The organism is Caulobacter rhizosphaerae (genome assembly GCF_010977555.1).
In the GTDB taxonomy this organism is placed as follows: domain Bacteria; phylum Pseudomonadota; class Alphaproteobacteria; order Caulobacterales; family Caulobacteraceae; genus Caulobacter; species Caulobacter rhizosphaerae.
In genome coordinates this window covers 2,084,063-2,105,152 of sequence record NZ_CP048815.1, presented here as the reverse complement: position 1 = coordinate 2,105,152, position 21,090 = coordinate 2,084,063, and the positions used below count along the sequence as shown (strand labels likewise).

Here is a 21,090-nt window from a genome sequence, read left to right as displayed (position 1 = left end):
GCAGCCCGCCCAGGGCCGCGGCCGAGATGTCCGTGCCCGTATAGTCCCGGCCCGCCGCCAGGTGCTCCAGCAAAAGCCCCACCCCGCAGCCGATCTCCAGGATCGCCCCAGGCTCCAGGTCCTGGATCCGCTCCAGGGTCTGGTCGCGCCACTCGCGCATCTGCTCCAACGGGATCGCCGCCCCGGTATAGCTGCTGTTCCAGCCCCGGAAGCTGGGCGCGGCCGCCGTCTCGCTGGCCCCGTAGGCGTCGTCGAACAGCGTCTCCCACTGCTCGACGTTCTCCTCGCGCGCCTCCTCGTAGGCCTGGGCGTGGGCCGCCTTCAGCCCCTGGGCCTCGGCCACCACATAGGCCACCAGCCGCTTGTCCCCCGGCGCGTCCTCGCGCACCACGGCCACGGCCTGGGCCACCCCGGGCTGCTCCAGCAGCACCGCCTCCACCTCGCCAAGCTCGATGCGGTGGCCCCGCACCTTGACCTGGTGGTCCAGCCGCCCCAGGAACTCCAGCTCACCGCCCTGGCGCCAGCGCACCAGGTCGCCGGTCCGGTAGAGCCGCGAGCCGGCCGGGCCATACGGGTTGGCCACGAACCGCTCGGCCGTCAGGCCAGGCCGCCCCAGATAACCCCGCGCCAGCCCATCGCCGGCGATGTAGAGCTCGCCCGCAACCCCAATCGGCGCCAGGCCAAGCTCCCCGTCCAGCACGTAAACCTGCGTGTTGGCGATCGGACGACCGATCGGAACCGTCGCCGTGGTCACGGAGGCCACGTCGTAATAGGTGGAGAAGGTGGTGACTTCGGTGGGCCCGTACACGTGGGTCAGCCGGGCCGGCGGTCCGTTGGCCAGGATGCGCGCCACGCTGTCGGGGTCAACAGCCTCGCCGCCGAACATCAACGATCGCAGACCCGCAAAGCCGTCCGGCGTATTGCGCGCCACCAGATTGGCCAAGGCGGTCGTGACGAACGCCACGCTCACCCGCTCGCGCTTGAGCGCTTCGGCCAGACCGCGCGGCGAGAGCGCTTCGTTGCGTGGGATGATCACCACGGCCGCGCCACGGAGCAGCGGGGCGAAGATCTCAAAGGTCGCCGCGTCGAACGACAGGGTCGCCAACTGGCCGACGCGATCATCGGCTTCCAGATCCGCGTAGGTGATGTCGCAGACCAGGCGCGCGATGGCGCGATGGGCCACCGCCGCGCCCTTGGGCGATCCGGTCGAGCCGGAGGTGTAGATCACATAGGCCAGGTTGAGCGGGCCCGCGGCCGGCGGCGGGGCCTGGTCGGACCGCGCCGCGATCGCCTGGGCCTCCTCGTCCAGCAGCACGGGCAGCACGCCATAGGCTGGAAGCCCGTCGGCGATGGCCTGGGTGGTGACCACCACCATCGCCCCGGCGTCGTCGAGCATGAACCGCAGCCGCTCGGCCGGATAGTCGGGGTCCAGCGGCAGGTAGGCCCCGCCGGCCTTGAGGATGGCCAGCAGCCCCACCACCATCTCGAACGAGCGCTCCAGGCACAGCCCCACCACCACCTCGGGACCCACGCCCCGGGCCTTCAGGTGCCAGGCCAGCTGGTTGGACCGCGCCTCCAGCTCCCCGTAGCTCATCGTCGCCTCGCCCAGCGCCAGGGCCGTGGCCTGGGGCGCGCGCCCCGCCTGCTCGGAGAACAGCGCATGGACAGGCCGATCGCGCGGATAGTCCGACGCCGTGGCGTTCCACTCCACCGCCAGGCGCCGGGCCTGCTCGCTCCCCAGCACCGGCAGGGCCGACAGCGCCTGGTCCGGATCGCCCAGCGCCCCCTCCAGCAGGCAGGTCAGCCCCTCCAGCAGCCGCTCGATCGTCGAGGCCTCGTAGAGGTCGGTGGCGTACTCGAAGAAGCCCCAGAGCGCATCGTTCTCGAACAGATGCAGGGCCAGGTCGAACTTGGCGGTGACATGCTCGCCGCCCGCCCGCTTGAGCGTGAGCCCCTCCAGACGCAGGCCTTCCTCGGGCACGTTGTGCAGGGCTACGACCACCTGGACCAGGGGATGGCGTCCCAGATCCCGTTCGGGGGCCAGCTCGGCCACCAGCTTCTCGAACGGCAGGTCCTGGTGGGCGTAGGCCCCCAGGGTGGTCTCCTTGACCCGGCCCAGCAGCGTGCGGAAGCTGGGATCGCCCGACAGGTCCGTGCGCAGGGCCAGGGTGTTGACGAAGAACCCCACCAGCGGCTCCAGCTCGCGCCGGTCGCGACCGGCGATCGCCGAGCCCACCACCACGTCCGTCTGGCCGCTCCAGCGGCTGACCAGCACCTGGAAGGCGGCCAGGAACACCATGAACGGGGTCACCCCCTCACGCCGCGCCAGCTCCCGCACCCCCTCCGACAGCGTCCCGGGCAGGGTGAACGGCAAGGCCGCCCCCCGGAAGCTCTCCACCGGCGGCCGCGGCCGGTCGGTGGGCAGCTCCAGCACCGGCGGAGCCCCCGCCAGGCGCTCGCGCCAATAGGCCAGCTGACGCTCCAGCGCCTCGTCGCGCAGCCACTGACGCTGCCACAGCGCATAGTCGGCGTACTGCACCTCCAGCGGCGCCAGCGGCGAGGGCCGACCCTCCAGGAACGCCTCGTACAGCGCCCCAAGCTCGCGCGGGATGATCCCCAGCAGCGACCAGCCGTCCGACAGGATGTGGTGCATGCTCATCAGCAGCACGTGGTCCTGCGGACCAAGCCGCAGCAGCTCGGCCCGGAACAGCGGTCCCCGCTCCAGGTCGAACGGCCGCTCGATCTCGGCCTGCTGCAGCGCCTGGGCCTTGGCCTCGCGCGCGTCCGCCTCCAGCCCGCCAAGGTCCCTGACCGTCAGCTCGAACGGCCCAGGCGGGTCGATCACCTGCACCGGCTCGCCGTCCCGCACCGCAAAGCGCGTGCGCAACGGCTCGTGGCGCGCCACCAGCGCCCCAAGGCTGGCCTCCAGCGCCCCCACGTCCAGCGGGCCTTCCAGCCGCAGGAAGTTGGGCATGGTGTAGGACGTGCCCACCCCAAGCTGCTCGAGGAACCAAAGTCGCTCCTGGGCGAACGACAGCGGCAGACGCTCCGGACGCGCCTGGCGCGTGATCTTCTCGAGCCTTTTCCGGCGTTGAACCTCCTGATCGACAAGGAGGGCCAAAACCTGGGTCTGCAGCGCCTCGAAGCTGATTTGATCCGCGTCGCTCATAGGCGTTGCTCCCCGCCGAGTGCATGCATTTCGAGAAAAGCCCGAAGTTCTTGCTCGCTCATCTGAGCGACTTTGCCGGAAAGGGATTTGGCGATGGTCTCACGCTGAACCGTCGCCAAATTCGCCTGCTCCTTCTGGGCGACCTCCACCCTCTGGGCCAGCTGGCGCACGGTGGGGGCCTCGAAGAAGGCGCGCACCGGCAGCTCCACCTGCAGGGCCTCGCGCACCCGCGAGACCACCTGGGTGGCCAGCAGCGAGTGGCCGCCCAGGTCGAAGAAGTTGTCCTGCGCCCCCACCCGGTCCAGCCGAAGGGTCTCGGCCCAGATCGCCGCCAGCGCCTCCTCCAGGGGCGTGCTGGGAACGACATAGTCGCCGATCAGCTCGGGCCGCTCCTCGGGCGCGGGCAGCGCCTGGCGGTCGACCTTGCCGTTGGCCGTCAGCGGCAGCTGGTCCAGGGCCAGGATCGCCGAGGGGGTCATGTAGTCGGGGACCTTGGCCTTGAGCGCCTCGCGCAGCCGCGCCCCCAGCTGCTGGGTCAGCTGGCCCAGCAGCGGGTCGTTGACATGCTCGCTCCACGCCCCGGCCGGCTCGGCCGGAAGGTCCAGCGGCGTCTGGACCTGGCCCGGGTCGACCAGCTCCACGTCGAACCGCCCCTCCCCGCCGCCGCTCCAGCTGATCTGCGCCTGGTAACCGCGCGCCTGGGCCAGCGCCCAGAACGCCTCGGGGTCCTGGCCTCGGGCCGGATGGGCCTTGAGCGCCTCGCGCAGCTGCGCCACGCTGGCGTTCTCCTCCATCGTCTCCATCAGCCGCGCGGCCGCCGCGTCCTGGGCCAGGCGATGGTTGGCCACCCCGCGCACCCGCACCCGCGCCGGACGATGCTGCGCCAGCTGCTCGTCCAGCCGCTCCAGCGCCTGATCGTCGCCTTCCAGCTCCACGGCCGCGTAGCGCGCCTGCTCCTGGCGGCTGAGGATCACGTCGTAGCGATAGCCCGTCAGCTCGTTGACGTACCGCCCCCGCTTGAGCAGGGCCCGCACCTGGCCCACCCCCAGCTGCTCGCGCGCGGCCTCGAAGAAGCCCGGAGCCACCAGCAGCTCCTTGTCCTGGGCCATGGCCCGCGCCACCCGCGCCTTGAGCCGCCCAACGCTCAGCCCCGCCGGGGCCTTGTCCAGCTGCACCGAGGCGTGGAACGCCTTGATCAGGTCCAGCTGGCGAACGTCGCCCACGAACACCTGGCCTTGCGGCCCCACCAGATCCAGCGCCTGGGACAGCACCGACAGCAGGTACTCCCCGTCAGGGAAGTACTGGATGATCGAGTTGAGCACGACCGTGTCGAACGCCCCCGCCTCCCAGCCCTCGAACTGGGTGGCCTCGCGCCGCAGCAGCCGCACGTGCGACAGCGCCGGCTGCTCGTCCAGCCACCGCTGCAGCCCGCCCAGGGCCGCGGCCGAGATGTCCGTGCCCGTATAGTCCCGGCCCGCCGCCAGGTGCTCCAGCAAAAGCCCCACCCCGCAGCCGATCTCCAGGATCGCCCCAGGCTCCAGGTCCTGGATCCGCTCCAGGGTCTGGTCGCGCCACTCGCGCATCTGCTCCAACGGGATCGCCGCCCCGGTATAGCTGCTGTTCCAGCCCCGGAAGCTGGGCGCGGCCGCCGTCTCGCTGGCCCCGTAGGCGTCGTCGAACAGCGTCTCCCACTGCTCGACGTTCTCCTCGCGCGCCTCCTCGTAGGCCTGGGCGTGGGCCGCCTTCAGCCCCTGGGCCTCGGCCACCACATAGGCCACCAGCCGCTTGTCCCCCGGCGCGTCCTCGCGCACCACGGCCACGGCCTGGGCCACCCCGGGCTGCTCCAGCAGCACCGCCTCCACCTCGCCAAGCTCGATGCGGTGGCCCCGCACCTTGACCTGGTGGTCCAGCCGCCCCAGGAACTCCAGCTCACCGCCCTGGCGCCAGCGCACCAGGTCGCCGGTCCGGTAGAGCCGCGAGCCGGCCGGGCCATACGGGTTGGCCACGAACCGCTCGGCCGTCAGGCCAGGCCGCCCCAGATAACCCCGCGCCAGCCCATCGCCGGCGATGTAGAGCTCGCCCGCAACCCCAATCGGCGCCAGGCCAAGCTCCCCGTCCAGCACGTAAACCTGCGTGTTGGCGATCGGACGACCGATCGGAACCGTCGCCGTGGTCAGCTCGCCCACCGCATGGACCGTGCTGTAGGTGGTGCCTTCGGTGGGGCCATAGCCGTTGATCAGCCGGCCAGGGCCGATGGCCTCCACGATCTGGCGCGCGTGCGACGGCGAGAGCGCGTCTCCGCCCGTCAGGACCTGGCGCACGCCGCCCAGGATGGAGATGTCCTCTTCAACCACCCGATGGAGCAGGCCCGTGGTCAACAGGGGAAGGTCCACGCCCTGGGTGGTCATCACCTGCCGCAACTGGCCGATGTCGATCGGGCCGGGCGGCTGGAGGACCAGGCGAGCGCCGTGCAGCAACGCGCCCCACAGCTCGAAGGTGGCCGCATCGAAGGTCAGCGGCGAGATCAGCAGCAGCGTGCGCTCGCGCGCCAGATCGGCGTAGTCCGCGCCCAGCACCAGCCGGGCGATGTTGCGGTGGACGGTCCCCACGCCCTTGGGCGATCCGGTCGAGCCGGAGGTGTAGATCACATAGGCCAGGTTGAGCGGGCCCGCGGCCGGCGGCGGGGCCTGGTCGGGCCGCGCCGCGATCGCCTGGGCCTCCTCGTCCAGCAGCACGGGCAGCACGCCATAGGCTGGAAGCCCGTCGGCGATCGCCTGGGTGGTGACCACCACCATCGCCCCGGCGTCGTCGAGCATGAACCGCAGCCGCTCGGCCGGATAGTCGGGGTCCAGCGGCAGGTAGGCCCCGCCGGCCTTGAGGATGGCCAGCAGCCCCACCACCATCTCGAACGAGCGCTCCAGGCACAGCCCCACCACCACCTCGGGACCCACGCCCCGGGCCTTCAGGTGCCAGGCCAGCTGGTTGGACCGCGCCTCCAGCTCCCCGTAGCTCATCGTCGCCTCGCCCAGCGCCAGGGCCGTGGCCTGGGGCGCGCGCCCCGCCTGCTCGGAGAACAGCGCATGGACAGGCCGATCGCGCGGATAGTCCGACGCCGTGGCGTTCCACTCCACCGCCAGGCGCCGGGCCTGCTCGCTCCCCAGCACCGGCAGGGCCGACAGCGCCTGGTCCGGATCGCCCAGCGCCCCCTCCAGCAGGCAGGTCAGCCCCTCCAGCAGCCGCTCGATCGTCGAGGCCTCGTAGAGGTCGGTGGCGTACTCGAAGAAGCCCCAGAGCGCATCGTTCTCGAACAGATGCAGGGCCAGGTCGAACTTGGCGGTGACATGCTCGCCGCCCGCCCGCTTGAGCGTGAGCCCCTCCAGACGCAGGCCTTCCTCGGGCACGTTGTGCAGGGCTACGACCACCTGGACCAGGGGATGGCGTCCCAGATCCCGTTCGGGGGCCAGCTCGGCCACCAGCTTCTCGAACGGCAGGTCCTGGTGGGCGTAGGCCCCCAGGGTGGTCTCCTTGACCCGGCCCAGCAGCGTGCGGAAGCTGGGATCGCCCGACAGGTCCGTGCGCAGGGCCAGGGTGTTGACGAAGAACCCCACCAGCGGCTCCAGCTCGCGCCGGTCGCGACCGGCGATCGCCGAGCCCACCACCACGTCCGTCTGGCCGCTCCAGCGGCTGACCAGCACCTGGAAGGCGGCCAGGAACACCATGAACGGGGTCACCCCCTCACGCCGCGCCAGCTCCCGCACCCCCTCCGACAGCGTCCCGGGCAGGGTGAACGGCAAGGCCGCCCCCCGGAAGCTCTCCACCGGCGGCCGCGGCCGGTCGGTGGGCAGCTCCAGCACCGGCGGAGCCCCCGCCAGGCGCTCGCGCCAATAGGCCAGCTGACGCTCCAGCGCCTCGTCGCGCAGCCACTGACGCTGCCACAGCGCATAGTCGGCGTACTGCACCTCCAGCGGCGCCAGCGGCGAGGGCCGACCCTCCAGGAACGCCTCGTACAGCGCCCCAAGCTCGCGCGGGATGATCCCCAGCAGCGACCAGCCGTCCGACAGGATGTGGTGCATGCTCATCAGCAGCACGTGGTCCTGCGGACCAAGCCGCAGCAGCTCGGCCCGGAACAGCGGTCCCCGCTCCAGGTCGAACGGCCGCTCGATCTCGGCCTGCTGCAGCGCCTGGGCCTTGGCCTCGCGCGCGTCCGCCTCCAGCCCGCCAAGGTCCCTGACCGTCAGCTCGAACGGCCCAGGCGGGTCGATCACCTGCACCGGCTCGCCGTCCCGCACCGCAAAGCGCGTGCGCAACGGCTCGTGGCGCGCCACCAGCGCCCCAAGGCTGGCCTCCAGCGCCCCCACGTCCAGCGGGCCTTCCAGCCGCAGGAAGTTGGGCATGGTGTAGGACGTGCCCACCCCAAGCTGCTCGAGGAACCAAAGTCGCTCCTGGGCGAACGACAGCGGCAGACGCTCCGGACGCGCCTGGCGCGTCAGCGGCGGACGGCTCAGGCCCTCCTGCTCCTTCTGGGCGACCTCCACCCTCTGGGCCAGCTGGCGCACGGTGGGGGCCTCGAAGAAGGCGCGCACCGGCAGCTCCACCTGCAGGGCCTCGCGCACCCGCGAGACCACCTGGGTGGCCAGCAGCGAGTGGCCGCCCAGGTCGAAGAAGTTGTCCTGCGCCCCCACCCGGTCCAGCCGAAGGGTCTCGGCCCAGATCGCCGCCAGCGCCTCCTCCAGGGGCGTGCTGGGAACGACATAGTCGCCGATCAGCTCGGGCCGCTCCTCGGGCGCGGGCAGCGCCTGGCGGTCGACCTTGCCGTTGGCCGTCAGCGGCAGCTGGTCCAGGGCCAGGATCGCCGAGGGGGTCATGTAGTCGGGGACCTTGGCCTTGAGCGCCTCGCGCAGCCGCGCCCCCAGCTGCTGGGTCAGCTGGCCCAGCAGCGGGTCGTTGACATGCTCGCTCCACGCCCCGGCCGGCTCGGCCGGAAGGTCCAGCGGCGTCTGGACCTGGCCCGGGTCGACCAGCTCCACGTCGAACCGCCCCTCCCCGCCGCCGCTCCAGCTGATCTGCGCCTGGTAACCGCGCGCCTGGGCCAGCGCCCAGAACGCCTCGGGGTCCTGGCCTCGGGCCGGATGGGCCTTGAGCGCCTCGCGCAGCTGCGCCACGCTGGCGTTCTCCTCCATCGTCTCCATCAGCCGCGCGGCCGCCGCGTCCTGGGCCAGGCGATGGTTGGCCACCCCGCGCACCCGCACCCGCGCCGGACGATGCTGCGCCAGCTGCTCGTCCAGCCGCTCCAGCGCCTGATCGTCGCCTTCCAGCTCCACGGCCGCGTAGCGCGCCTGCTCCTGGCGGCTGAGGATCACGTCGTAGCGATAGCCCGTCAGCTCGTTGACGTACCGCCCCCGCTTGAGCAGGGCCCGCACCTGGCCCACCCCCAGCTGCTCGCGCGCGGCCTCGAAGAAGCCCGGAGCCACCAGCAGCTCCTTGTCCTGGGCCATGGCCCGCGCCACCCGCGCCTTGAGCCGCCCAACGCTCAGCCCCGCCGGGGCCTTGTCCAGCTGCACCGAGGCGTGGAACGCCTTGATCAGGTCCAGCTGGCGAACGTCGCCCACGAACACCTGGCCTTGCGGCCCCACCAGATCCAGCGCCTGGGACAGCACCGACAGCAGGTACTCCCCGTCAGGGAAGTACTGGATGATCGAGTTGAGCACGACCGTGTCGAACGCCCCCGCCTCCCAGCCCTCGAACTGGGTGGCCTCGCGCCGCAGCAGCCGCACGTGCGACAGCGCCGGCTGCTCGTCCAGCCACCGCTGCAGCCCGCCCAGGGCCGCGGCCGAGATGTCCGTGCCCGTATAGTCCCGGCCCGCCGCCAGGTGCTCCAGCAAAAGCCCCACCCCGCAGCCGATCTCCAGGATCGCCCCAGGCTCCAGGTCCTGGATCCGCTCCAGGGTCTGGTCGCGCCACTCGCGCATCTGCTCCAACGGGATCGCCGCCCCGGTATAGCTGCTGTTCCAGCCCCGGAAGCTGGGCGCGGCCGCCGTCTCGCTGGCCCCGTAGGCGTCGTCGAACAGCGTCTCCCACTGCTCGACGTTCTCCTCGCGCGCCTCCTCGTAGGCCTGGGCGTGGGCCGCCTTCAGCCCCTGGGCCTCGGCCACCACATAGGCCACCAGCCGCTTGTCCCCCGGCGCGTCCTCGCGCACCACGGCCACGGCCTGGGCCACCCCGGGCTGCTCCAGCAGCACCGCCTCCACCTCGCCAAGCTCGATGCGGTGGCCCCGCACCTTGACCTGGTGGTCCAGCCGCCCCAGGAACTCCAGCTCACCGCCCTGGCGCCAGCGCACCAGGTCGCCGGTCCGGTAGAGCCGCGAGCCGGCCGGGCCATACGGGTTGGCCACGAACCGCTCGGCCGTCAGGCCAGGCCGCCCCAGATAACCCCGCGCCAGCCCATCGCCGGCGATGTAGAGCTCGCCCGCAACCCCAATCGGCGCCAGGCCAAGCTCCCCGTCCAGCACGTAAACCTGCGTGTTGGCGATCGGACGACCGATCGGAACCGTCGCCGTGGTCACGGAGGCCACGTCGTAATAGGTGGAGAAGGTGGTGACTTCGGTGGGCCCGTACACGTGGGTCAGCCGGGCCGGCGGTCCGTTGGCCAGGATGCGCGCCACGCTGTCGGGGTCAACAGCCTCGCCGCCGAACATCAACGATCGCAGACCCGCAAAGCCGTCCGGCGTATTGCGCGCCACCAGATTGGCCAAGGCGGTCGTGACGAACGCCACGCTCACCCGCTCGCGCTTGAGCGCTTCGGCCAGACCGCGCGGCGAGAGCGCTTCGTTGCGTGGGATGATCACCACGGCCGCGCCACGGAGCAGCGGGGCGAAGATCTCAAAGGTCGCCGCGTCGAACGACAGGGTCGCCAACTGGCCGACGCGATCATCGGCTTCCAGATCCGCGTAGGTGATGTCGCAGACCAGGCGCGCGATGGCGCGATGGGCCACCGCCGCGCCCTTGGGCGATCCGGTCGAGCCGGAGGTGTAGATCACATAGGCCAGGTTGAGCGGGCCCGCGGCCGGCGGCGGGGCCTGGTCGGGCCGCGCCGCGATCGCCTGGGCCTCCTCGTCCAGCAGCACCGCCGGGCCTTCCAGCCCCAGCCCCGACCATAGCGGGCCCGCGCTCAGGGTCAGGGCCGCCCCGGCGTCGTCGAGCATGAACGCCAGCCGCTCGGCCGGATAGTCGGGGTCCAGCGGCAGGTAGGCCCCGCCAGCCTTGAGGATGGCCAGCAGCCCCACCACCATCTCGAACGAGCGCTCCAGGCACAGCCCCACCACCACCTCGGGACCCACGCCCCGGGCCTTCAGGTGCCAGGCCAGCTGGTTGGACCGCGCCTCCAGCTCCCCGTAGCTCATCGTCGCCTCGCCCAGCGCCAGGGCCGTGGCCTGGGGCGCGCGCCCCGCCTGCTCGGAGAACAGCGCATGGACGGGCCGATCGCGCGGATAGTCCGACGCCGTGGCGTTCCACTCCACCGCCAGGCGCCGGGCCTGCTCGCCCCCCAGCACCGGCAGGGCCGACAGCGCCTGGTCCGGATCGCCCAGCGCCCCCTCCAGCAGGCAGGTCAGCCCCTCCAGCAGCCGCTCGATCGTCGAGGCCTCGTAGAGGTCGGTGGCGTACTCGAAGAAGCCGTCGATCCCCAGCCCCTCGAACAGGTGCAGCTCCAGATCGAACTTGGCGGTGTCGTGCTCACCGCCGCACTGCCTCAATTGGAGATTGGGCAAGGATAAGGGCGCGTGGGGGACATTGTGCAGGGCTACGACCACCTGGACCAGGGGATGACGTCCCAGATCCCGCTCGGGGGCCAGCTCGGCCACCAGCTTCTCGAACGGCAGGTCCTGGTGGGCGTAGGCCCCCAGGGTGGTCTCCTTGACCCGGCCCAGCAGCGTGCGGAAGCTGGGATCGCCCGACAGGTCCGTGCGCAGGGCCAGGGTGTTGACGAAGAACCCCACCAGCGGCTCCAGCTCGCGCCGGTCGCGACCGGCGATCGCCGAGCCCACCACCACGTCCGTCTGGCCGCTCCAGCGGCTGACCAGCACCTGGAAGGCGGCCAGGAACACCATGAACGGGGTCACCCCCTCACGCCGCGCCAGCTCCCGCACCCCCTCCGACAGCGTCCCGGGCAGGGTGAACGGCAAGGCCGCCCCCCGGAAGCTCTCCACCGGCGGCCGCGGCCGGTCGGTGGGCAGCTCCAGCACCGGCGGAGCCCCCGCCAGGCGCTCGCGCCAATAGGCCAGCTGACGCTCCAGCGCCTCGTCGCGCAGCCACTGACGCTGCCACAGCGCATAGTCGGCGTACTGCACCTCCAGCGGCGCCAGCGGCGAGGGCCGACCCTCCAGGAACGCCTCGTACAGCGCCCCAAGCTCGCGCGGGATGATCCCCAGCAGCGACCAGCCGTCCGACAGGATGTGGTGCATGCTCATCAGCAGCACGTGGTCCTGCGGACCAAGCCGCAGCAGCTCGGCCCGGAACAGCGGTCCCCGCTCCAGGTCGAACGGCCGCTCGATCTCGGCCTGCTGCAGCGCCTGGGCCTTGGCCTCGCGCGCGTCCGCCTCCAGCCCGCCAAGGTCCCTGACCGTCAGCTCGAACGGCCCAGGCGGGTCGATCACCTGCACCGGCTCGCCGTCCCGCACCGCAAAGCGCGTGCGCAACGGCTCGTGGCGCGCCACCAGCGCCCCAAGGCTGGCCTCCAGCGCCCCCACGTCCAGCGGGCCTTCCAGCCGCAGGAAGTTGGGCATGGTGTAGGACGTGCCCACCCCAAGCTGCTCGAGGAACCAAAGTCGCTCCTGGGCGAACGACAGCGGCAGACGCTCCGGACGCGCCTGGCGCGTCAGCGGCGGACGGCTCAGGCCCTCCTGCTCCTTCTGGGCGACCTCCACCCTCTGGGCCAGCTGGCGCACGGTGGGGGCCTCGAAGAAGGCGCGCACCGGCAGCTCCACCTGCAGGGCCTCGCGCACCCGCGAGACCACCTGGGTGGCCAGCAGCGAGTGGCCGCCCAGGTCGAAGAAGTTGTCCTGCGCCCCCACCCGGTCCAGCCGAAGGGTCTCGGCCCAGATCGCCGCCAGCGCCTCCTCCAGGGGCGTGCTGGGAACGACATAGTCGCCGATCAGCTCGGGCCGCTCCTCGGGCGCGGGCAGCGCCTGGCGGTCGACCTTGCCGTTGGCCGTCAGCGGCAGCTGGTCCAGGGCCAGGATCGCCGAGGGGGTCATGTAGTCGGGGACCTTGGCCTTGAGCGCCTCGCGCAGCCGCGCCCCCAGCTGCTGGGTCAGCTGGCCCAGCAGCGGGTCGTTGACATGCTCGCTCCACGCCCCGGCCGGCTCGGCCGGAAGGTCCAGCGGCGTCTGGACCTGGCCCGGGTCGACCAGCTCCACGTCGAACCGCCCCTCCCCGCCGCCGCTCCAGCTGATCTGCGCCTGGTAACCGCGCGCCTGGGCCAGCGCCCAGAACGCCTCGGGGTCCTGGCCTCGGGCCGGATGGGCCTTGAGCGCCTCGCGCAGCTGCGCCACGCTGGCGTTCTCCTCCATCGTCTCCATCAGCCGCGCGGCCGCCGCGTCCTGGGCCAGGCGATGGTTGGCCACCCCGCGCACCCGCACCCGCGCCGGACGATGCTGCGCCAGCTGCTCGTCCAGCCGCTCCAGCGCCTGATCGTCGCCTTCCAGCTCCACGGCCGCGTAGCGCGCCTGCTCCTGGCGGCTGAGGATCACGTCGTAGCGATAGCCCGTCAGCTCGTTGACGTACCGCCCCCGCTTGAGCAGGGCCCGCACCTGGCCCACCCCCAGCTGCTCGCGCGCGGCCTCGAAGAAGCCCGGAGCCACCAGCAGCTCCTTGTCCTGGGCCATGGCCCGCGCCACCCGCGCCTTGAGCCGCCCAACGCTCAGCCCCGCCGGGGCCTTGTCCAGCTGCACCGAGGCGTGGAACGCCTTGATCAGGTCCAGCTGGCGAACGTCGCCCACGAACACCTGGCCTTGCGGCCCCACCAGATCCAGCGCCTGGGACAGCACCGACAGCAGGTACTCCCCGTCAGGGAAGTACTGGATGATCGAGTTGAGCACGACCGTGTCGAACGCCCCCGCCTCCCAGCCCTCGAACTGGGTGGCCTCGCGCCGCAGCAGCCGCACGTGCGACAGCGCCGGCTGCTCGTCCAGCCACCGCTGCAGCCCGCCCAGGGCCGCGGCCGAGATGTCCGTGCCCGTATAGTCCCGGCCCGCCGCCAGGTGCTCCAGCAAAAGCCCCACCCCGCAGCCGATCTCCAGGATCGCCCCAGGCTCCAGGTCCTGGATCCGCTCCAGGGTCTGGTCGCGCCACTCGCGCATCTGCTCCAACGGGATCGCCGCCCCGGTATAGCTGCTGTTCCAGCCCCGGAAGCTGGGCGCGGCCGCCGTCTCGCTGGCCCCGTAGGCGTCGTCGAACAGCGTCTCCCACTGCTCGACGTTCTCCTCGCGCGCCTCCTCGTAGGCCTGGGCGTGGGCCGCCTTCAGCCCCTGGGCCTCGGCCACCACATAGGCCACCAGCCGCTTGTCCCCCGGCGCGTCCTCGCGCACCACGGCCACGGCCTGGGCCACCCCGGGCTGCTCCAGCAGCACCGCCTCCACCTCGCCAAGCTCGATGCGGTGGCCCCGCACCTTGACCTGGTGGTCCAGCCGCCCCAGGAACTCCAGCTCACCGCCCTGGCGCCAGCGCACCAGGTCGCCGGTCCGGTAGAGCCGCGAGCCGGCCGGGCCATACGGGTTGGCCACGAACCGCTCGGCCGTCAGGCCAGGCCGCCCCAGATAACCCCGCGCCAGCCCATCGCCGGCGATGTAGAGCTCGCCCGCAACCCCAATCGGCGCCAGGCCAAGCTCCCCGTCCAGCACGTAAACCTGCGTGTTGGCGATCGGACGACCGATCGGAACCGTCGCCGTGGTCAGCTCGCCCACCGCATGGACCGTGCTGTAGGTGGTGCCTTCGGTGGGGCCATAGCCGTTGATCAGCCGGCCAGGGCCGATGGCCTCCACGATCTGGCGCGCGTGCGACGGCGAGAGCGCGTCTCCGCCCGTCAGGACCTGGCGCACGCCGCCCAGGATGGAGATGTCCTCTTCAACCACCCGATGGAGCAGGCCCGTGGTCAACAGGGGAAGGTCCACGCCCTGGGTGGTCATCACCTGCCGCAACTGGCCGATGTCGATCGGGCCGGGCGGCTGGAGGACCAGGCGAGCGCCGTGCAGCAACGCGCCCCACAGCTCGAAGGTGGCCGCATCGAAGGTCAGCGGCGAGATCAGCAGCAGCGTGCGCTCGCGCGCCAGATCGGCGTAGTCCGCGCCCAGCACCAGCCGGGCGATGTTGCGGTGGACGGTCCCCACGCCCTTGGGCGATCCGGTCGAGCCGGAGGTGTAGATCACATAGGCCAGGTTGAGCGGACCCGCGGCCGGCGGCGGGGCCTGGTCGGACCGCCCCGCGATCGCCTGGGCCTCCTCGTCCAGCAGCACCGCCGGGCCTTCCAGCCCCAGCCCCGACCATAGCGGGCCCGCGCTCAGGGTCAGGGCCGCCCCGGCGTCCGCCAGCATGAACGCCAGCCGCTCGGCCGGATAGTCGGGATCCAGCGGCAGGTAGGCCCCGCCGGCCTTGAGGATGGCCAGCAGCCCCACCACCATCTCGAACGAGCGCTCCAGGCACAGCCCCACCACCACCTCGGGACCCACGCCCCGGGCCTTCAGGTGCCAGGCCAGCTGGTTGGACCGCGCCTCCAGCTCCCCGTAGCTCATCGTCGCCTCGCCCAGCGCCAGGGCCGTGGCCTGGGGCGCGCGCCCCGCCTGCTCGGAGAACAGCGCATGGACAGGCCGATCGCGCGGATAGTCCGACGCCGTGGCGTTCCACTCCACCGCCAGGCGCCGGGCCTGCTCGCTCCCCAGCACCGGCAGGGCCGACAGCGCCTGGTCCGGATCGCCCAGCGCCCCCTCCAGCAGGCAGGTCAGCCCCTCCAGCAGCCGCTCGATCGTCGAGGCCTCGTAGAGGTCGGTGGCGTACTCGAAGAAGCCCCAGAGCGCATCGTTCTCGAACAGATGCAGGGTCAGGTCGAACTTGGCGGTGACATGCTCGCCGCCCGTCGGACGCCATTGGAGTCCCTCCAGGCGCAGGGCTTCGGACGGCACGTTGTGCAGGGCCACGACCACCTGGACCAGGGGATGGCGTCCCAGATCCCGTTCGGGAGCCAGCTCGGCCACCAGCTTCTCGAACGGCAGGTCCTGGTGGGCGTAGGCCCCCAGGGTGGTCTCCTTGACCCGGCCCAGCAGCGTGCGGAAGCTGGGATCGCCCGACAGGTCCGTGCGCAGGGCCAGGGTGTTGACGAAGAACCCCACCAGCGGCTCCAGCTCGCGCCGGTCGCGACCGGCGATCGCCGAGCCCACCACCACGTCCGTCTGGCCGCTCCAGCGGCTGACCAGCACCTGGAAGGCGGCCAGGAACACCATGAACGGGGTCACCCCCTCACGCCGCGCCAGCTCCCGCACCCCCTCCGACAGCGTCCCGGGCAGGGTGAACGGCAAGGCCGCCCCCCGGAAGCTCTCCACCGGCGGCCGCGGCCGGTCGGTGGGCAGCTCCAGCACCGGCGGAGCCCCCGCCAGGCGCTCGCGCCAATAGGCCAGCTGACGCTCCAGCGCCTCGTCGCGCAGCCACTGACGCTGCCACAGCGCATAGTCGGCGTACTGCACCTCCAGCGGCGCCAGCGGCGAGGGCCGACCCTCCAGGAACGCCTCGTACAGCGCCCCAAGCTCGCGCGGGATGATCCCCAGCAGCGACCAGCCGTCCGACAGGATGTGGTGCATGCTCATCAGCAGCACGTGGTCCTGCGGACCAAGCCGCAGCAGCTCGGCCCGGAACAGCGGTCCCCGCTCCAGGTCGAACGGCCGCTCGATCTCGGCCTGCTGCAGCGCCTGGGCCTTGGCCTCGCGCGCGTCCGCCTCCAGCCCGCCAAGGTCCCTGACCGTCAGCTCGAACGGCCCAGGCGGGTCGATCACCTGCACCGGCTCGCCGTCCCGCACCGCAAAGCGCGTGCGCAACGGCTCGTGGCGCGCCACCAGCGCCCCAAGGCTGGCCTCCAGCGCCCCCACGTCCAGCGGGCCTTCCAGCCGCAGGAAGTTGGGCATGGTGTAGGACGTGCCCACCCCAAGCTGCTCGAGGAACCAAAGTCGCTCCTGGGCGAACGACAGCGGCAGACGCTCCGGACGCGCCTGGCGCGTCAGCGGCGGACGGCTCAGGCCCTCCTGCTCCTTCTGGGCGACCTCCACCCTCTGGGCCAGCTGGCGCACGGTGGGGGCCTCGAAGAAGGCGCGCACCGGCAGCTCCACCTGCAGGGCCTCGCGCACCCGCGAGACCACCTGGGTGGCCAGCAGCGAGTGGCCGCCCAGGTCGAAGAAGTTGTCCTGCGCCCCCACCCGGTCCAGCCGAAGGGTCTCGGCCCAGATCGCCGCCAGCGCCTCCTCCAGGGGCGTGCTGGGAACGACATAGTCGCCGATCAGCTCGGGCCGCTCCTCGGGCGCGGGCAGCGCCTGGCGGTCGACCTTGCCGTTGGCCGTCAGCGGCAGCTGGTCCAGGGCCAGGATCGCCGAGGGGGTCATGTAGTCGGGGACCTTGGCCTTGAGCGCCTCGCGCAGCCGCGCCCCCAGCTGCTGGGTCAGCTGGCCCAGCAGCGGGTCGTTGACATGCTCGCTCCACGCCCCGGCCGGCTCGGCCGGAAGGTCCAGCGGCGTCTGGACCTGGCCCGGGTCGACCAGCTCCACGTCGAACCGCCCCTCCCCGCCGCCGCTCCAGCTGATCTGCGCCTGGTAACCGCGCGCCTGGGCCAGCGCCCAGAACGCCTCGGGGTCCTGGCCTCGGGCCGGATGGGCCTTGAGCGCCTCGCGCAGCTGCGCCACGCTGGCGTTCTCCTCCATCGTCTCCATCAGCCGCGCGGCCGCCGCGTCCTGGGCCAGGCGATGGTTGGCCACCCCGCGCACCCGCACCCGCGCCGGACGATGCTGCGCCAGCTGCTCGTCCAGCCGCTCCAGCGCCTGATCGTCGCCTTCCAGCTCCACGGCCGCGTAGCGCGCCTGCTCCTGGCGGCTGAGGATCACGTCGTAGCGATAGCCCGTCAGCTCGTTGACGTACCGCCCCCGCTTGAGCAGGGCCCGCACCTGGCCCACCCCCAGCTGCTCGCGCGCGGCCTCGAAGAAGCCCGGAGCCACCAGCAGCTCCTTGTCCTGGGCCATGGCCCGCGCCACCCGCGCCTTGAGCCGCCCAACGCTCAGCCCCGCCGGGGCCTTGTCCAGCTGCACCGAGGCGTGGAACGCCTTGATCAGGTCCAGCTGGCGAACGTCGCCCACGAACACCTGGCCTTGCGGCCCCACCAGATCCAGCGCCTGGGACAGCACCGACAGCAGGTACTCCCCGTCAGGGAAGTACTGGATGATCGAGTTGAGCACGACCGTGTCGAACGCCCCCGCCTCCCAGCCCTCGAACTGGGTGGCCTCGCGCCGCAGCAGCCGCACGTGCGACAGCGCCGGCTGCTCGTCCAGCCACCGCTGCAGCCCGCCCAGGGCCGCGGCCGAGATGTCCGTGCCCGTATAGTCCCGGCCCGCCGCCAGGTGCTCCAGCAAAAGCCCCACCCCGCAGCCGATCTCCAGGATCGCCCCAGGCTCCAGGTCCTGGATCCGCTCCAGGGTCTGGTCGCGCCACTCGCGCATCTGCTCCAACGGGATCGCCGCCCCGGTATAGCTGCTGTTCCAGCCCCGGAAGCTGGGCGCGGCCGCCGTCTCGCTGGCCCCGTAGGCGTCGTCGAACAGCGTCTCCCACTGCTCGACGTTCTCCTCGCGCGCCTCCTCGTAGGCCTGGGCGTGGGCCGCCTTCAGCCCCTGGGCCTCGGCCACCACATAGGCCACCAGCCGCTTGTCCCCCGGCGCGTCCTCGCGCACCACGGCCACGGCCTGGGCCACCCCGGGCTGCTCCAGCAGCACCGCCTCCACCTCGCCAAGCTCGATGCGGTGGCCCCGCACCTTGACCTGGTGGTCCAGCCGCCCCAGGAACTCCAGGTCACCGCCCTGGCGCCAGCGCACCAGGTCGCCGGTCCGGTAGAGCCGCGAGCCGGCCGGGCCATACGGGTTGGCCACGAACCGCTCGGCCGTCAGGCCAGGCCGCCCCAGATAACCCCGCGCCAGCCCATCGCCGGCGATGTAGAGCTCGCCCGCAACCCCAATCGGCGCCAGGCCAAGCTCCCCGTCCAGCACGTAAACCTGCGTGTTGGCGATCGGACGACCGATCCTGCTGCCAATCCGTTCGCAGTCCGCCAAACGCAGGGGGCGGAACGTGACGTGAACCGTCCCCTCCGTGATCCCGTACATGTTAATCAGGACTGGAGCGTTCGAAGCCTCATCCAGCCAAGGGCGGATTTGGGGGATGTTGAGCGCTTCTCCTCCGAACACGACGTATCGAAGCTGGGATCGGACGAGTCGACTGCGATCCACCTTCATGAAGGACAAAAAGGCGGATGGCGTCTGGCTGAGGATGGTGACTCTGTTCTCGAGCAGAAAGTCGCAGAACGCGCTTGGTGACCGGCTTATCTCGAACGGCACGATGACGGCTCGTCCGCCTGAGGTCAGGGCGCCCCAAAGCTCCCAAACAGAAAAATCGAATGAAAAGGAATGGAAGACCGACCAAATGTCCTGGTCATCGCAAACCACGCTGTCTTTGAGCGACCCAAACAGCCAAGCCGCGTTGCCATGGGCGACGCTCACGCCCTTGGGCGATCCGGTCGAGCCGGAGGTGTAGATCACATAGGCCAGGTTGAGCGGACCCGCGGCCGGCGGCGGGGCCTGGTCGGACCGCGCCGCGATCGCCTGGGCCTCCTCGTCCAGCAGCACCGCCGGGCCTTCCAGCCCCAGCCCCGACCATAGCGGGCCCGCGCTCAGGGTCAGGGCCGCCCCGGCGTCCGCCAGCATGAACGCCAGCCGCTCGGCCGGATAGTCGGGATCCAGCGGCAGGTAGGCCCCGCCGGCCTTGAGGATGGCCAGCAGCCCCACCACCATCTCGAACGAGCGCTCCAGGCACAGCCCCACCACCACCTCGGGACCCACGCCCCGGGCCTTCAGGTGCCAGGCCAGCTGGTTGGACCGCGCCTCCAGCTCCCCGTAGCTCATCGTCGCCTCGCCCAGCGCCAGGGCCGTGGCCTGGGGCGCGCGCCCCGCCTGCTCGGAGAACAGCGCATGGACGGGCCGATCGCGCGGATAGTCCGACGCCGTGGCGTTCCACTCCACCGCCAGGCGCCGGGCCTGCTCGCCCCCCAGCACCGGCAGGGCCGACAGCGCCTGGTCCGGATCGCCCAGCGCCCCCTCCAGCAGGCAGGTCAGCCCCTCCAGCAGCCGCTCGATCGTCGAGGCCTCGTAGAGGTCGGTCGAATAGTCGAAAACCCCTCCCAAGCCGCGCCTCTCGAACAGGTGCAGCTCCAGATCGAACTTGGCCGTCGTGATCCGCCCGCCCACCTGGTTCCAGCTGAGATCGCGAAGCTCCAGATCCTCGTGCGGGACGTTGTTGAACGTCACCATCGTCTGGAAGATCGGATGACGTCCCAGATCCCGTTCGGGGGCCAGCTCGGCCACCAGCTTCTCGAACGGCAGGTCCTGGTGGGCGTAGGCCCCCAGGGTGGTCTCCTTGACCCGGCCCAGCAGCGTGCGGAAGCTGGGATCGCCCGACAGGTCCGTGCGCAGGGCCAGGGTGTTGACGAAGAACCCCACCAGCGGCTCCAGCTCGCGCCGGTCGCGACCGGCGATCGCCGAGCCCACCACCACGTCCGTCTGGCCGCTCCAGCGGCTGACCAGCACCTGGAAGGCGGCCAGGAACACCATGAACGGGGTCACCCCCTCACGCCGCGCCAGCTCCCGCACCCCCTCCGACAGCGTCCCGGGCAGGGTGAACGGCAAGGCCGCCCCCCGGAAGCTCTCCACCGGCGGCCGCGGCCGGTCGGTGGGCAGCTCCAGCACCGGCGGAGCCCCCGCCAGGCGCTCGCGCCAATAGGCCAGCTGACGCTCCAGCGCCTCGTCGCGCAGCCACTGACGCTGCCACAGCGCATAGTCGGCGTACTGCACCTCCAGCGGCGCCAGCGGCGAGGGCCGACCCTCCAGGAACGCCTCGTACAGCGCCCCAAGCTCGCGCGGGATGATCCCCAGCAGCGACCAGCCGTCCGACAGGATGTGGTGCATGCTCATCAGCAGCACGTGGTCCTGCGGACCAAGCCGCAGCAGCTCGGCCCGGAACAGCGGTCCCCGCTCCAGGTCGAACGGCCGCTCGATCTCGGCCTGCTGCAGCGCCTGGGCCTTGGCCTCGCGCGCGTCCGCCTCCAGCCCGCCAAGGTCCCTGACCGTCAGCTCGAACGGCCCAGGCGGGTCGATCACCTGCACCGGCTCGCCGTCCCGCACCGCAAAGCGCGTGCGCAACGGCTCGTGGCGCGCCACCAGCGCCCCAAGGCTGGCCTCCAGCGCCCCCACGTCCAGCGGGCCTTCCAGCCGCAGGAAGTTGGGCATGGTGTAGGACGTGCCCACCCCAAGCTGCTCGAGGAACCAAAGTCGCTCCTGGGCGAACGACAGCGGCAGACGCTCCGGACGCGCCTGGCGCGTCAGCGGCGGACGGCTCAGGCCCTCCTGCTCCTTCTGGGCGACCTCCACCCTCTGGGCCAGCTGGCGCACGGTGGGGGCCTCGAAGAAGGCGCGCACCGGCAGCTCCACCTGCAGGGCCTCGCGCACCCGCGAGACCACCTGGGTGGCCAGCAGCGAGTGGCCGCCCAGGTCGAAGAAGTTGTCCTGCGCCCCCACCCGGTCCAGCCGAAGGATATCAGCCCAGATGTCCGACAGCGCCCTCTCGGCCTTCTTGCGGGACAC

At 71.8% G+C, this 21,090-nt stretch carries 2 protein-coding genes (1 of these 2 running past the window's edge); both read right to left on the bottom strand.

Annotated elements, in window-relative coordinates:
* Positions 1-3,169: the beginning of a non-ribosomal peptide synthetase gene (locus G3M57_RS09890; RefSeq protein ID WP_163230239.1), read on the bottom strand. 13,283 nt of this gene lie to the left of the window's left edge; only the first 3,169 of its 16,452 coding nucleotides appear in the window; the start codon lies at positions 3,167-3,169; the stop codon falls past the left edge of the window.
* The gene (locus tag G3M57_RS09885) at positions 3,166-21,090 is read right to left on the bottom strand and encodes a non-ribosomal peptide synthetase (protein WP_163230237.1); all 17,925 of its coding nucleotides are present in this window, start codon (positions 21,088-21,090) and stop codon (positions 3,166-3,168) included. The genes G3M57_RS09890 and G3M57_RS09885 overlap by 4 nt, the downstream gene beginning before the upstream one ends.